A 15,155-nucleotide genomic window follows, 5' to 3' on the forward strand; every position below is an offset into this window, starting at 1 on the left:
AGTAAGGACCGGGCATGCCTCCAGTGATCGAAATCGCGCGCGACCACAACCCGTTCCCGGTAACCGGCGTGTCCCGCGGCCGCGACGGCATCCCGCGCTACGACGAGCTGCCCGCCACCCTGCTGGAGATGCTCGCTGAACACGTCGACGCCCGTCCGGACAGCGAGGCCCTGGTCGAGCTGGGCGGCGGCCGGCTCACCTACCGGCAGCTCTGGGACCGCGCGGCGCGGGTGGCCGGTGGGCTGCGCGCGGCCGGCGTGAAACGGGGCGACCGCGTCGCGGTGCGCCACCCCGCGGGGATCGATTGGGTGCTGGCGTTCTGGGGCACCGTGATGGCCGGCGGCGTTGCGGTGGCGGTCAATACGCGGTCGGCGCAACCGGAGGTCGACTTCGTCCTGGCCGACTCCGGAGCGCAGCTGGATCTGGCGCCCGATGCCGCGCTGCCCGACGGGCCCCCGTACGTCAGCGAGCAACTCGGCCGCACCGACACGGCCGCCCTGTTCTACACCTCGGGCACCACCGGCCACCCCAAAGGAGTGCCCACCACGCACGAGGCGTTTCTGACCAACACCGAGAACGCGATCCGATGTCTGCACCAGCCGAGGGACCTGGGCGAGGGAATGCGAACGCTCGTCTCGGTCCCGCTGTTCCACGTGACGGGTTGCAATTCACAGCTTTTGGCCGCTACACGGCTCGGGGGAGCGTCGGTGATCATGCCCACGCTGAACCTCGACGCATTGATCGCCGCGCTGGGCGCCGAGCGCATCTCGGTCATGGTGACGGTACCGGCGGTCTATTCACTATTGTTGCGGCACAGCGGTTTTTCCGGGATCGACGTCTCGGGGATTCGGTGGGTGGGCTACGGCGGGGCCCCGATCGCGCCGGCGCTGGTGCGGTCGGTGAAGAACGCGTTCCCCCACGCCACCGTGTTCAACGGTTACGGCATGACGGAGACGTCATCGCTGATGACGGTGTTGCCCGACGGCGACGCCATCGCGCACGCCGACTCCGTCGGCTACGCGGTCCCATCGGTGGACCTCGGGGTGATCCCGTTCGGGGACGAGCCCGGCGTGGGCGAGCTGGTCACCCGGGGCGCCAACGTCACCGCCGGCTACTGGAACCGGCCCGAGGCCACCGCAGCGACCTTTGCGGACGGCTGGTTGCACACCGGCGACGTGGTGCGGGTCGACGACGCGGGCCGGGTGCACCTCATCGACCGGCTCAAGGACATCATCAACCGCGGGGGCGAGAACGTCTCGAGCGTCGAGGTCGAGGCCGTGCTGCTGGCGGCGCCCCATGTCGCGGACGCCTGCGTGCTCGGGGTTGCCGACGACGTCATGGGAGAGAAGGTGGGGGCGGTGTTGTTCGGCGGCGACGACGAGATCGACATTTCGGCCGTGCTCGAGCACTGCCGCAGCCAGCTGGCCGACTTCAAAGTGCCGCAATACGTCACGGTGGTCGCTCAGGCGCTGCCGCGCAATGCCGGCGGCAAGCTGCTTAAGGCCAGGCTCCGCGAACAGGTGCGGTGGGGGGAGCCGCTGCGATGAGCGCGAGCCTGTTGGTCGCCAATCGCGGCGAGATCGCACTTCGAATCATCCGCACCGCAACGGAACTGGGCATGCGGACGATCGCGGTCTATGCCGACGATGACGCGCAGAGCCCACACGTACACGCGGCCGACGAGGCGATCGGACTACCAGCCGGCGGCCCGCAGGCTTACCTGGACCAGTCCGCCATACTGGAGGTGGCGAAGAATTCCGGCGCTGACCTTATTCACCCGGGTTACGGATTCCTCAGCGAGAACGCCGAGTTCGCCCACGCGTGCGCCGTCAGCGGCCACACGTTCGTGGGCCCCGACGCCGGGGTGCTCGGGTTGCTCGGCAACAAGACCGCGGCCCGCGGCGCCGCGCTGGCCGCCGGGGTGCCGGTATTGCCCGCGACCGAGGGGGCGAGCAGCGTCGAGGACATCCGCGCATTCTTCGCCGCGCAGGGCGGCGGCATCATGCTCAAGGCCCTCGCCGGCGGCGGCGGGCGTGGAATGCGCAAGGTGCACAGCGCCGATCACATCGACGATGCCTACCAGCGCTGTGCGGCCGAGGCGCAGCTGGGTTTCGGTGATCCCTCGCTGTTCGCCGAGGCGTTGCTCGACGACGCCCGCCACATCGAGGTGCAGGTTGTCGCCGCGCCGGCCGGACACCAAACGCATGCGCTGGCGGTCGGCGATCGCGACTGCAGCATCCAGCGCCGCTACCAGAAGCTAGTCGAAATAGCCCCCGCCCAAGGGCTTTCGGACGTGCTGCGCCGGGCGTTGCACCAGGCGGCGGTGCGGCTGTGCGCGCGTGTGGGCCTGCGGGGGCTGGCCACCGTGGAGTTCCTGGTCACCGGCGAGGATTTCGTCTTCCTCGAAGTCAACCCGCGAATCCAGGTGGAGCACACGGTCACCGAGGAAACCACCGGCCTCGACCTGGTGGCCGTCCAGCTGGCCATCGCCGGCGGCGCCTCGTTCTACGGGCTGGGGTTGCCGGCCGGGATCGCGTCCGACGGCCTCGAAGTCATCGGCGAGCCGGCCGCCCAGCGCGGCATCGCGATTCAGCTCAGGGTCAACATGGAGACTTTCGGGCCCGAGTTTTCCGTGGTGCCGTCGGCGGGCACACTCACGTCGTTCACCCCGCCCAGCGGTCCGGGTGTGCGCGTCGACACCTATGGCCGGCCCGGGCTGACCGTGAGCCCTCAGTACGACTCGCTGCTGGCCAAGGTCATCGTCCATGTGCGCGTGACGTCGTGGCGCGCGGCGCTGAGCAAAGCCGGCACCGCACTGTCCGAGTTCGGCATCGAGGGCGTGCACACCAACATCGGATTTCTCCACGAGCTCCTGGCTGCGGACCGACTCGAATCCGGTTGGGTGAGCACCGGTTTCCTCGACGAGAAGCTTCCCGAGCTGGCCCGGGCCGCGCAGTCGCACCAGCACGGTCCGCCGCCGGCGGCGGTCGAGCTCTATCCCGGCGAGGACGCACTGCGCGCGCAGCTGGCCGGCACCGTGGTGGAGGTGGCGCCCGAAGGGCAGGAGTACGCCGCGGGAAGCCAACTGGTCGTCCTGGAGGCGATGAAAATGCAGCACGTCCTCGTCGCACCGGACGCGCTGCGGACCGTCCGGATTCTGGTGACACCCGGCCAGGTCGTCGGCACCGGAGACCCGCTGCTGGTCTTCACCCGCACCGAGGCGGACCACGACAGCGAGTCCGCCACGGCGGCAATGGATCTCGATCGACCGCGCGCCGACCTCGACGAGGTGAGGCAGCGCCACACGCTCACGCTCGACGAGGGCCGTGCGGCCGCCGTCGCCAAGCGGCACAAGCAGGGCCGTCGCACCGCGCGGGAGAACATCGCCGACATGGTCGATCCCGGCAGCTTCGTCGAATACGGCGCGCTGGCCATCGCGGCGCAGCGCAGCCGGCGCTCGGAATCCGACTTGATCGTCAACACCCCGGCCGACGGCCTGGTCGCCGGCCTGGCCACGATCGGCGCGGACCGATTCGGGCGGGCCGCGGCCGAGGCCGTCGTGGTGTCCTACGACTACACCGTGCTGGCCGGCACGCAGGGCATGCGCAATCACGCCAAAACCGACCGCGCCTTCGATTTGGCCGCGCGAAAGCGGCTGCCCGTGGTGCTGTTCGCCGAAGGCGGAGGCGGGCGGCCGGGCGACACCGACGTCGGCGGCGTCGCCGGACTGGACGTGCCGACCTTCCGCATGCTGGCCGGGTTGAGCGGCGAGGTGCCGCTGGTGTCGATCGTGTCCGGCCGATGCTTCGCCGGCAACGCCGCACTGGCCGGGGTCTGCGACGTGATCATCGCAACACCGGACGCCAACATCGGGATGGGCGGGCCGGCGATGATCGAAGGCGGCGGCCTGGGCGTCTACCCGCCGGAGGCGATCGGGCCGATCGGCGTCCAGCGCCGCAACGGCGTGGTCAGCCTGGTCGCCCGGGACGAGGCGCACGCGGTGTCGCTGGCCAAGCGCTACCTGTCCTACTTTCAGGGCAGCCTGGCTGAGTGGGAAGCACCCGACCCTCGCCTGGCCCGGCATGTGGTGCCGCAGAATCGGTTACGCGCCTACGACGTACGCCGGGCGATCGAGGCGATCGTCGACGTCGGATCCGTGCTCGAGCTGCGGCCCGATCATGGGGTGGGCATGGTCACCGCGCTGGTGCGCGTCGAAGGGGTGCCCTACGGGCTGATCGCCAACAGCACCCACCACCTGGGTGGCGCGATCGACGCCGAGGCGGCCGACAAGACCGGTGACTTCCTGGCCCTATGTGAATCATTTGGGCTGCCGGTGATTTCGCTGTGCGACACGCCCGGCTTCATGGTGGGACCCGACGCGGAGACCCAGGCGGCGGTTCGCCGCTTCGGCCGGATGTTCGTGCTCGGTGCGCGGCTGACGGTGCCGCTGGGAATGATCATCCTGCGCAAGGGATATGGGCTCGGCGCGATGGCGATGGCCGGCGGGTCGTTTCGCGCGCCCCAGTTCACCATCGCCTGGCCGACCGGGGAGATCGGCGGTATGGGCTTGGAAGGCGCTGTGCGCCTTGGCTACAGCAAGGAGTTGGCCGCGGCGGACAAGTCAGGCGATCCCGCCGAGCGGCAGCGGCTATTCGATCGGCTCGTGGCCGCCGCGTACGAACACGGCAAGGCGTTGCGGGCGGCCACCACGTTTGAGCTGGACGACGTGATAGACCCGTCAGCCTCCCGGGCCTGGATTACCAGGCTCTCGGGAGGCTGACCGGGTTGAGCGATTATCCGTGGCCGGAGCCGCAGCCGACGCCGGGCAGGCAGCCGGTGCCGCCGGGCACGCCGCCAGGGCCGGCGAACTGGCCGCCGGAGCCGCAGCCCACACCCGGGACGCAGCCCTGGCCACCGGGCCCGCCGCCGGGACCGTTGAACTGGCCTCCCGAGCCGCAGTTTCCGTTGGCGTCGCAGCCACCGCCGCCCGGGTCCTGCTTGAACGTGATGTGGGTCGGTGCGGGTCCGGCGACGGAAACGTCAGCAACGGCCGCGGGCGCTGCGGCGATAGCCGCTGCGACAGCCCCGGCAACGACCAGCGGTTTCATGAGTGTCAATTTCGATAGCATGCGCCTGGCATACCACCTCAACACATGTCCAAAACATCGCGAATAAAATTCGGTGGCAACCGACGGAAGGCCAAACGACATGACCTCACAAGATCTGACCGGCCGTACCGCAATCATCACCGGCGCGTCACGCGGAATTGGTCTTTCGATCGCTCAACAGCTGGCGGCCGCGGGCGCCGACGTGGTGCTGACCGCCCGCAAGCAGGAGGCGGCCGACGAGGCCGCCGCCCAGGTCGGTGAGCGGGCCGTCGGTGTCGGCGCGCACGCGGTCGACGAGGAGGCGGCCCGGCGCTGCGTGGACATGACGCTCGAGCGCTTCGGCAGCGTCGACATCCTGGTCAACAACGCCGGGACCAACCCCGCCTACGGTCCGCTGATCGACCAGGACCACGCCCGTTTCACCAAGATCTTCGACGTCAACCTGTGGGCTCCGCTGCTGTGGACCTCACTGGTCGTCAAGTCGTGGATGGGCGAGCACGGCGGAGCGATCGTCAACACCGCCTCCATCGGCGGCATGCACCAGTCGCCGGCGATGGGCATGTACAACGCCACCAAGGCCGCGCTGATCCACGTCACCAAGCAACTGGCGCTGGAACTTTCGCCTCGCGTGCGGGTCAACGCGATCTGCCCCGGCGTCGTGCGCACCAGGCTGGCCGAGGCGCTGTGGAAGGACCACGAGGATCCGCTGGCGTCCTCGATCGCGCTCGGGCGCATCGGCGAACCGATCGACGTGGCCGCGGCGGTCGCCTTCCTCGTTTCCGACGCGGCGAGCTGGATCACCGGCGAAACCATGGTCATCGACGGTGGTCTACTGCTGGGCGCCGCACAGGGATTCCAGTCCGCACCCGGCGGCGGGCAGTGAACGCTTTCGATACGGCCGAGCTGGACGCGCGGGTGCGGGCACTGCTCGACCAACACGATCCGGCGGCCGGCGACCCGCGGGAATTCCTTGGCGCGCAATACGATGCGGGCCTGGCCTGGGTCCACCTGCCGCAAGGTTTCGGCGGGCTGGACCTGCCGCGCACCGCCCAGGAGCGCGTCGACGCCCGGCTGGCCGACGCCGGGGCGCCGGCGGGCGGCACCCCCAAGAACTACATCGGCATGGGCATGGCCGCGCCGACCATCGCGGCGTTCGGCACCGACGAACAGAAGCGAAAGTTCTTGCGCCCCTTGTTCACCGGTGAGCAGATCTATTGCCAGCTGTTCAGCGAGCCGGGGGCGGGATCCGACCTCGCCGGGGTCTCCACCCGTGCGGTCCGTGACGGCGATCAGTGGATTGTGAACGGGCAGAAGGTGTGGACGTCGCAAGCCCAACACGCGCAGATGGCCATTCTGGTTGCCCGCACCGATCCGGCCGTGCCCAAACACGCCGGCCTGACATACTTTCTGTGCGACATGACCCAACCGGGAGTCGAGATCCGGCCGCTGCGCCAGATCACCGGGGAGGCCGAGTTCAACGAGGTCTTCCTCACCGACGTCCGGGTGCCCGACGCGAATCGGCTGGGCCCGGAGGGTGGAGGCTGGCGGGTCGCGACCACCACCCTGAACAACGAACGGGTCGCCATCGGTTCGCGCGCCGGGGTGCCGCGGGAAGGCGGCCACATCGGCAAGGTCGCCGATGCCTGGCGCGACGAGCCGGCGCTGCGCAACCCCGCGATGCACGATCAGCTGATGCGGTTATGGGTGGAGGCGGAGGTGTTTCGGCTCGCCGGTGAACGGTTGCGACAGCAGGCCGCCACCGGTCAGCCGGGGCCGGAGGGTGCGGGAATGAAAGTAGCGTTCGCCAAGCTGGCGCAAGCGATTTCGGGCTTCGAGATCGAGCTGCACGGCGAATCCGGCCTGTATTACGACGATTGGACCATGCGCCGGCCCGAGACCGTCGACCTCGTCGGCCGCGACGCCGGATACCGCTACCTGCGGGCGCGCGGCAACTCGATCGAGGGCGGCACGTCAGAAATCCTGCGCAACACCATCTCCGAACGCATCCTCGGACTGCCGGGCGAACATCGCGTCGACAAGGACGCCGCGTGGAAGGACCTGCCCCGATGAGCCCGCGCGTGCCGACCGGGGACCTGCTCTACTCGGACACCGAAGAGGCGCTGCGCGCCGGTGTCCGTCAGCTGTTCGCCGAGCGCTGCCCGCCCGAAGCGGTGGCCGGCGTGTATGACGCGCAGCCCCAGGACTTCTCGGGCGTGTGGCGGACGCTGGCCACCGAACTGGGCGTGGCCGGCCTGCTGATTCCCGAGTCGCTCGGCGGGGCCGGCGCCAGCACCCGAGAGGCCGCCGTGGTCATGGAGGAGATCGGCCGGGCCGTCGCACCGGTGCCGTTCTTGTCCAGCGCGGTCCTCGCCACGGTCGCGCTGCTGCGTGCCGGGGACACCCAGACCGTCTCGGCGCTGGCCCGGGGCGAGCTGACGGCGGCGTTGGTGGTGCCGCTGACGACCACGCCCGGCGACCCGGCCACCGGCGTGGGCGGCGGACCCGACGGGCTCAGCGGATCGGTCACCGCGGTGGCCGGCGCCGGCGAGGCCGACGTGCTGGTGGTACCCGTCGCCGGGCCGGACGGGCTCGAGCTCCACACCGTCGAGCGTGCCGGGCAGGGCGTGCAGGTATCGCCGCGGCTCGCGCTGGATATGACGAGACCCCTTGCCGCCGTGACGTTTTCGGGCGCACCTTCCGCGAAGATCGGGGCGGGCGAACGGCCGGTCGCCGATGCCGTCCTCACCGGTGCCGCCCTGCTCGCCTCCGAGCAACTCGGCGTCGCCCAATGGTGTTTCGACACCACCCTGGACTACGCCCGGCAACGCCGACAGTTCGGCCGTACGATCGGCTCCTACCAGGCGATCAAGCACCGGCTGGCCGACCTGTGGTTCGACGTCGGGGCGGCGGCGGCCGCGGCCCGCTATGCCGCCGACACCTGCGCCCGGGGCGACGACGACGCCGCCGCGGCGGCCGCCATCGCCCAGGCCTACTGCAGCGACATCGCCGTGCACGCCGCCGAGGAATGCATTCAGCTGCACGGGGGCATCGGGATGACCTGGGAGTATCCCGCCCACCTCTACCTCAAGCGGGCCAAGAGCGACCAGCTGGCGTTCGGCACCGGCTACCGGCACCGCGCCCGGCTGGCCGAGTTGGTGAACCTGCCGCCGTCCTGACAGCGCCGGGCAACCCTCAGCGCGGAAACGCCGCGGCGAACACCTCGGTCATCGCGTTCCAATGCCGCTCGGCGGCCGCCGGGTCATACGGCGCGTTGTCCGGGACCGCGAATCCGTGGCCCGCCGCATACCACTCGATGGTGTGCTCGACCCCGGCCGCCGTCAGCGCCTTATCGAGCTGTTCGGCGTGATCGGCGGTGAACGACGCGTCGTTCTGGGCGCCGCCGACGTACACCGTGGCGCTCATCCGGTCGGCCAGCAGGTGCGGGCTGTCGTCGGTGTCGGTCACCAGGCCGCCACCGTGGAAGGACGCCGCCGCGGCCACCCGATCGGGCACCCGGCCGGCGACCATGAGCGACGTCCGCCCGCCCATGCAGTAGCCGCACACCCCGAAGCGCTCGCCGGCCACCTCCGGGCGCGCGGCCAGGTAGTCGAAGAACGCAGTGGCGTCGGCGGCCATCCGGTCCGGGGTGACGCTGCCGATCATGGAAAACAGGCGCCCCCGTTCCTTTGGATCGCTGAAGACGGTCGCCATGTCGAAGGGCGCCCACTCCGCGGTGCGGTAGTAGACGTCCGGGAGCAGCACGGCATAGCCGAATCCGGCCAGCTTGGCCGCCATCTGCGCAAACGTGTCCCGCACGCCGCCGGCGTCGGGGTACATGACCACACCGGGCCACGGGACTTGAGATTCCGGCCCGTCGGGCGTGAACAAATGCACCGTGCAGGTGCCATCGGGGGTGGTGACGACGTCGGTGATATTCGGCATGGCACCCGTTCTACTCCCCGCTCCGACACCCACAAACATCGGCGTCGACCCGCCGCGCCCGGCTGCGCCGCGCTTGCGATCGCCGCTGGATAAACCGGCGTCGACCCGCCGCGCCCGGCTTCGCCGCGCTTGCGATCGCCGCTGGATAAACCGGCGTCGACCCGCCGCGCCCGGCTTCGCCGCGCTTGCGATCGCCGCTAAGCTGACCGCGTGCCAATCCCGACGCCCTACGAGGACCTGCTCCGCCTGGTGCTCGATGCGGGAACGGCCAAATCCGACCGCACCGGCACCGGAACCCGAAGCCTGTTCGGCCACCAGCTGCGCTATGACCTGTCGGCGGGCTTCCCGCTGCTCACCACCAAAAAAGTGCACCTCAAATCGGTGGTGTATGAGTTGCTGTGGTTCCTGCGCGGCGATTCCAACGTCGCCTGGCTGCGCGAGCACGGGGTCACCATCTGGGATGAATGGGCAAGTGAGACAGGCGATCTCGGTCCGATCTACGGCGTCCAGTGGCGGTCGTGGCCGACACCGTCGGGCGAGCACGTCGACCAGATCAGCGCGGCCCTGGAGTTGCTGCGCAGCGACCCCGACTCGCGGCGCATCATCGTGTCCGCCTGGAACGTCGGCGAAATCCCGCAGATGGCGCTGCCGCCGTGTCACGCCTTCTTCCAGTTCTACGTGGCCGACGGGCGGCTGAGCTGCCAGCTCTACCAGCGCAGCGCCGACCTGTTTTTGGGCGTGCCGTTCAACATCGCCAGCTACGCGCTGCTGACGCACATGATGGCCGCGCAGTCCGGCCTGTCGGTCGGCGAATTCGTGTGGACGGGCGGGGACTGCCACATCTATGACAACCACGTCGAACAGGTGCGGCTGCAACTGAGCCGCGAGCCGCGGCCCTACCCGGAACTCGTTCTGGGCGAACGGGATTCGATTTTCGATTACACCTACGACGACGTCGTCGTGCGCAACTACGATCCGCACCCGGCCATCAAAGCCCCCGTCGCGGTATGACGCGTCCCACCGAGGTGGGCCTGGTGTGGGCCCAGTCGACCTCCGGCGTCATCGGGCGCGGTGGCGGCATCCCGTGGAACGTGCCGGAAGACCTCGCACGGTTCAAAGAGGTGACGATGGGGCACACCGTGGTGATGGGCCGACGGACATGGGACTCGCTGCCGGCCAAGGTGCGGCCGCTACCCGGCCGGCGCAACATCGTGCTGTCCCGCGAGGACGGCTTCGCCGCCGACGGGGCGCAGGTGGTCGCCACGCTGGAGCAGGCCTTCACCCAGGCCGAGGGGGAGCCCGCGGTGTGGGTGATCGGCGGCGGGCAGGTGTACCTGCATGCGTTGCCGTACGCCACCCGGTGTGAGGTCACCGAGATCGAAATCGACCTGCGCCGCGATGACGACGACGCGCTGGCACCCGCCCTGGACGACGCCTGGGTGGGCGAGACGGGGGAGTGGCAGGCCAGCCGCTCCGGCCTGCGGTACCGCTTCCACAGCTACCGTCGCTGAGCCTGCGCACCTGCTCGCGCTCGGCCCTGACCTGACATACTCGGACCCGGGGGGTCGGTCGCACAGGTCTACCAGGCGTTTGGTGAAGAAGGGGGAATTGGCAGTGATAACCGAACCCGTGAAGACGTTCTCGCGAAAGTTCATGGGCTACGACGCGGCCGCGGTCGACGCCCACATTGAGATGCTGACCACCAAGCAGCAGTTGCTGCTCGACGATGTCGAGAGCCTGCGGGCCCGGCTGCAGGAATCCGGCGAGCAAACCGCCGCGCTGCGCAAGGAAGTCGCCGTCCTGACGGACACGTCACCGTCGCCGCACGCCATGCAGCAGCGGATGGCGAAAATGCTGCGGCGCGCGGTCGACGAGGTCGCCGAGATGCAGGCCGAGGCGCGCGCCGAGGCGGACGCGCTGATCGCGGCGGCCGAGGCCGAGGCCGAAGCCGCCGAGCGCAAGCGCGACGAGGTGCTCGCGGACATGGCCGCGCAGCAAAAAGCGCTGGAAACCGAGTACGAGGAGACCAAGGGAAAGCTCGACGCCGAACTAGCCGGCATGCGCGCCGAAACCCAAGCGGCGATCGACGAGGCGCGCCAAAAAGCCGAGCGCGAGTGCGAGCAGCTTCTCGGTGACGCGAAGCAGGGCGCCGATCACTACCGTGACACGGCCCGGCGCGCGGTCGACGACGCGACCGCGCAGCGCATCGAAATCCTCGAGCAGCTGATGGGTGTCTACCGCGACCTCGAAGGCGTTCCCGGCGCGCTCGAGTCGGCCTACGAAGAACAGAAGAATCCGGCCGAGGAGGGCGCCTTGGCGGCACTCGACGGCAAGGTCCGCGCGAGCTGAGCTTCCGCTAGCCTCCGCCGGCGGGCGCCGAAGGGGCGGTATTCTCGGCGCCGTGTCGACCCGCAGGCTCTCCGCCGCTCAAGCCCGGCGGATAGCCGTTGCGGCCCAAGGTTTTAGCGAGCCCCGTCCGATCGGCGGGATCACCCGGGCGCATCTGAAACGGTTGATATCCAGAATCCAAGTGCTGCAACTGGATTCGGTGTCCGTGGCGGTACGGGCACACTACGCGCCGGTGTTCAGCCGGCTCGGTCCCTACGATCGTGACGTGCTCGACCGCGCGGCCTGGGGCCCACGCTCGTCGCGGTTGCTGGCCGAGTACTGGGCGCACGAGGCCGCGCTGATGGCTGTCGAGGACTGGCCGTTGTTGCGCTGGAGGATGCGCCAGTACAGCCATGGCAGGTGGGGAACCCACATCGTCAAGGCCAACCCAAGGCTGGTCGAGGAGGTGGTGGCCGCGGTCGCCGAACTCGGCCCCAGCACGGCCGGCCAGATCGAGGCGCATCTGGCGGCCGCGCCGCGACGCAAAAAGGGCACCTGGTGGACGCGCAGCGACACCAAATGGGTGGCCGAGGCGCTGTTTTCTTCGGGCGTGCTCACCACGGCCACCCGGGTGGGCTTCGCCCGGCACTACGACCTGGTGGAGCGGGTGTTGCCGGCCCGCGTGCTGGCCCGGGAGGTCGACGACGACGAGGCGATCCGCGAGCTGACGCTGCGGGCGGCCACCGCGCTGGGCGTGGGCACCGAGGCCGACATCCGCGACTACTTTCGGCTCGCGGCCGCCCAGGCCAAGCCGGCGATCGCCCAGTTGCTGGCCGCCGGTGACATCGAGCGGGTCGACATCGACGGCTGGTCCGCGCCCGCCTACCTGCGTGCGGGCCAGACGGTTCCCCGCGTCGACCGCGGCACCGCGCTACTGTGCCCGTTCGACCCGCTGATCTTCTTCCGGCCCCGGGTCGAGCGACTCTTCGAATTCCATTACCGCATAGAGATTTACACACCCGCCGCCAAGCGTCAGTACGGCTATTACGTGTGGCCGCTGCTGATGGACGGGCGGTTGGTTGCGCGGGTCGACCTCAAGGCCGACCGCGCCGCCGACGCGCTGCGCGTCGTCGGCGCCTTCGCCGAACCCGACACCCCCAAAGCCCGCGTCGCCGCGGCCCTGGCCGGCGAACTGGATTCCATGGCGTCCTGGCTGGGCCTGGGCGGGTTCAGCGTCTCCGGCCGGGGAGACCTGGCGGTCGACCTGCGGGCGGTCAGCTGATGCGCGCGACGGACAAGGAGCTCAAGGACACGCTGTGGAAGGCGGCCAACAAGTTGCGCGGCGCCCTGTCGGCCGGCCAGTACAAGGACGTCATCCTCGGGCTGGTCTCCCTCAAACACATTGCCGAGTCGAGATGGAAAGCATTGGTGGACAACACCAATGCCGACGATCTCGGCCGGCTCGTCGACGACGCGATGCAGGCCGCGGGGTTGCCGCGGCTGTACGAAGACCTCGACCAGCGCCGCCTCGGTGAGCTGATGGAGCTGCTGGACACCGCGCGGTCCGGCGGGCGGGACGGTCATCGGGACCTGATGGGCGAGGTGTACGAGTACTTCCTCGGAAAGTTCGCTCGCGCGGAGGGAAAGCGGGGCGGCGAGTTCTTCACCCCGCCCAGTGTCGTCCGGTTGCTGGTCGAGGTGCTCGAACCGGCCGGCGGGCGGGTGTATGACCCGTGCTGCGGCTCGGGTGGGATGTTTGTGCAGACCGAGCACTTCATCGCCGAGCACGACGGCGATCCCGCGACCCTCGCCGTCTACGGCCAGGAAAGCGTCGAACAGACTTGGCGCATGGCGAGAATGAACCTCGACGTGCACGGCATCGACAACTCCGGTCTGGGCGCGGGGTGCGCCGACACGCTCGTCACCGACCTGCACGCCGGCGTACAGATGGACTATGTGATGGCCAATCCGCCCTTCAACATCAAAGATTGGGCGCGCTACGTCGACGATCCACGCTGGCGTTACGGCGTTCCGCCTGCGACCAACGCGAACTACGCCTGGATTCAGCACATCCTGTCCAAACTGGCGCCGGGCGGCAGCGCCGGCGTGGTGATGGCCAACGGCTCCATGTCCTCGAAGGCCCTGGGCGAGGGCGACATCCGGGCGCGGATCATCGAGGCGGATCTGGTGTCGTGCATGGTCGCCCTGCCCGCACAGCTATTCCGCAGCACCGGGATACCGGTGTGCCTGTGGTTCTTCGCCATGGACAAAGCGCACCGGTCGCGCGAGGTCCTGTTCATCGACGCGCGAGATCTCGGCTACCTGGTGGATCGCGCGGAGCGCGCGCTGACCCACGAGGACATCGTCCGGATCGGCGACACCTACCACGCGTGGTGCGGCGCGCAGTCTGCCGACGCCAAAGGCCTTACGTATCATGATGTTCCGGGATTTTGCCGGTCCGTGTCGCTGGAGGAGATCAGGGCTGCGGGCCACGCGCTGACGCCGGGACGCTACGTGGACGCGCCGACAGCCCCGGACGACGGGGAGCCGGTCGGCGACAAGATCGCACGATTGACCGACGAGCTGTTCGCGGCGCTCGACGATTCCGCGCGCTCAGAACGGCTGGTGCGCCAGCAGGTCGGCCGGCTGCGGTGAGGTCCACCCTGGGTGAGCATCTCGATTTCAGCAGCGGGGGCGGCGTGCCGGTGCGCGCCCGTAACGGGCGCTTTCCCATCTACGGCGCCAACGGTGCGATCGGTTCTGCCGCGGATTACAACGCCGACGGGCCGCTGATCGTGGTGGGCCGCGTCGGAACCTATTGCGGCAGTTTGCGGTACTGCGACTCCAGGGTCTGGGTGACCGAGAACGCACTGGTGTGCCGGGCCAAAGACCCGGGCGAGACCCGCTATTGGTATTACGCCCTGCACACCTGCAGGCTGGGAAATCACCGATCCGGATCGGGGCAACCCCTGCTCAATCAGCGGATCCTGCACGGCGTTTCGGTGTCGACCGTCGCGGCCGCCGAGCGCCACCGGATCGCGGAACTGCTCGGAGCGCTCGATGACAAGATCGCCGCCAACGACCGCGTGATCGCGGCCGCCGAACGCCTGATGGTCGCCCACGCCGAATCGGTGGTGGACCGCGTGCGGCTGACGAGCCTGGCGGTCCCGTCGACCGCGTTCCGCAACGTGCAGCAGTTCGCCGCACGCGTGGCCCACTTCAGCCTTCCGGCGTTCGACGACGGGGCCAAGCCCCGCGTGATCGACGGACAGTCGGTGAAAAGCGGCAAGGTGCTTCTGTCGGAGCCGTGCGTCCTGTTCGCCAGGCTGAACCCGCGGATTCCGCGGATCTGGAACGTGGTGAGCCTACCGCGGGAAATGGCGCTGGCCAGCACGGAGTTCGTCGTGCTCAGGCCGCTCGGCATCGACTCCTCGGCGCTGTGGTCGGCGCTGCGGCAACCGGACGTCGCGCTGCGGGTGCAGCGGCGGGCCGCGGGGACATCGGGAAGCCATCAACGGATTCAACTGCGTGACCTCCTCGACGTGTGGGTCCCCGACGTCCGCCGGCTGAGCCCGGCGGCGCGGCAGGCGATCACCGGCCTCGGCGCGCTGTGCCATGCCCGCCGCGCCGAAAGCACCCGGTTGTCCGGCCTGCGGGACGCGCTGCTGCCGTTGCTCGTCGGCGGCGAGGTTCGCATCCCGCCCGGTACGCCGGAGATTGATGGCCCGGCTCCTCCTCGCGCCGCTACGCGGCGCGCATCGTCGCCGGGCTAAGGTG

13 protein-coding genes are annotated in these 15,155 nt (G+C 69.5%); 11 read left to right on the forward strand and 2 right to left on the reverse strand.

Annotation, left to right across the window (positions count from 1 at the left end; genetic code table 11):
• The first annotated feature begins 14 nt into the window (after positions 1-14).
• Together ACZ50Z_RS03865 and ACZ50Z_RS03870 are read left to right on the forward strand one after the other, a co-directional pair.
• Positions 15-1,547 carry a class I adenylate-forming enzyme family protein gene (locus ACZ50Z_RS03865; RefSeq protein ID WP_464482346.1) on the forward strand — a complete coding sequence of 511 codons (1,533 nt, stop codon included), beginning with the start codon at positions 15-17 and terminating at the stop codon, positions 1,545-1,547.
• Positions 1,544-4,780, forward strand: coding sequence for an acetyl-CoA carboxylase family protein (locus tag ACZ50Z_RS03870; protein ID WP_464482347.1), 3,237 nt, complete (start codon positions 1,544-1,546; stop codon positions 4,778-4,780). The genes ACZ50Z_RS03865 and ACZ50Z_RS03870 overlap by 4 nt, the downstream gene beginning before the upstream one ends.
• Positions 4,781-4,793: 13 nt before the next feature.
• On the opposite strand, the gene ACZ50Z_RS03875 is transcribed toward ACZ50Z_RS03870, so the two are convergent.
• Positions 4,794-5,108 carry a hypothetical protein gene (locus ACZ50Z_RS03875; protein ID WP_014380630.1) on the reverse strand — a complete coding sequence of 105 codons (315 nt, stop codon included), beginning with the start codon at positions 5,106-5,108 and terminating at the stop codon, positions 4,794-4,796.
• Between the two features lie 100 nt (positions 5,109-5,208).
• Between ACZ50Z_RS03875 and ACZ50Z_RS03880 the strand changes: the two genes are divergently transcribed.
• Genes ACZ50Z_RS03880 through ACZ50Z_RS03890 form a run of 3 tightly spaced genes read left to right on the forward strand, consistent with a single transcriptional unit; the run spans position 5,209 to position 8,284 of the window.
• Complete coding sequence (locus tag ACZ50Z_RS03880) at positions 5,209-5,991, forward strand: SDR family oxidoreductase (protein ID WP_464482348.1); 783 nt, start codon at positions 5,209-5,211, stop codon at positions 5,989-5,991.
• On the forward strand, positions 5,988-7,178 hold the full coding sequence (locus ACZ50Z_RS03885) for an acyl-CoA dehydrogenase family protein (RefSeq protein WP_464482349.1): 1,191 nt from the start codon (positions 5,988-5,990) through the stop codon (positions 7,176-7,178). The genes ACZ50Z_RS03880 and ACZ50Z_RS03885 overlap by 4 nt, the downstream gene beginning before the upstream one ends.
• A gap of 8 nt (positions 7,179-7,186) precedes the next feature.
• On the forward strand, positions 7,187-8,284 hold the full coding sequence (locus ACZ50Z_RS03890; RefSeq protein WP_464486077.1) for an acyl-CoA dehydrogenase family protein: 1,098 nt from the start codon (positions 7,187-7,189) through the stop codon (positions 8,282-8,284).
• Positions 8,285-8,300: 16 nt separating this feature from the next.
• Here the strand turns inward: ACZ50Z_RS03890 and ACZ50Z_RS03895 are convergent, their stop codons facing one another.
• Positions 8,301-9,050, reverse strand: a complete 750-nt coding sequence (locus ACZ50Z_RS03895; RefSeq protein WP_464482350.1) for a dienelactone hydrolase family protein — start codon at positions 9,048-9,050, stop codon at positions 8,301-8,303.
• Between the two features lie 210 nt (positions 9,051-9,260).
• Between ACZ50Z_RS03895 and ACZ50Z_RS03900 the strand changes: the two genes are divergently transcribed.
• From ACZ50Z_RS03900 to ACZ50Z_RS03925, 6 genes are all read left to right on the forward strand, one after another.
• Positions 9,261-10,061, forward strand: coding sequence for a thymidylate synthase (locus ACZ50Z_RS03900; RefSeq protein ID WP_464482351.1), 801 nt, complete (start codon positions 9,261-9,263; stop codon positions 10,059-10,061).
• Positions 10,058-10,561: a dihydrofolate reductase gene (locus ACZ50Z_RS03905; RefSeq protein ID WP_464482352.1), complete on the forward strand. Its 504-nt coding sequence runs from the start codon at positions 10,058-10,060 to the stop codon at positions 10,559-10,561. The genes ACZ50Z_RS03900 and ACZ50Z_RS03905 overlap by 4 nt, the downstream gene beginning before the upstream one ends.
• 103 nt (positions 10,562-10,664) lie before the next feature.
• Positions 10,665-11,399, forward strand: coding sequence for a cell division protein DivIVA (locus tag ACZ50Z_RS03910; RefSeq protein ID WP_464482353.1), 735 nt, complete (start codon positions 10,665-10,667; stop codon positions 11,397-11,399).
• A 52-nt stretch (positions 11,400-11,451) separates the two neighbouring features.
• Positions 11,452-12,660, forward strand: coding sequence for a winged helix-turn-helix domain-containing protein (locus ACZ50Z_RS03915; protein ID WP_464482354.1), 1,209 nt, complete (start codon positions 11,452-11,454; stop codon positions 12,658-12,660).
• Positions 12,660-14,033 (forward strand): N-6 DNA methylase, encoded by a 1,374-nt coding sequence (locus ACZ50Z_RS03920; protein WP_464482355.1) that lies wholly within the window; start codon positions 12,660-12,662, stop codon positions 14,031-14,033. The genes ACZ50Z_RS03915 and ACZ50Z_RS03920 overlap by 1 nt, the downstream gene beginning before the upstream one ends.
• Positions 14,030-15,151: a restriction endonuclease subunit S gene (locus ACZ50Z_RS03925; RefSeq protein WP_464482356.1), complete on the forward strand. Its 1,122-nt coding sequence runs from the start codon at positions 14,030-14,032 to the stop codon at positions 15,149-15,151. Before ACZ50Z_RS03920 ends, ACZ50Z_RS03925 begins: the two co-directional genes overlap by 4 nt.
• Positions 15,152-15,155: the final 4 nt, after the last annotated feature.

This window comes from Mycobacterium sp. NTMscope_MAC_269 (genome assembly GCF_976985695.1).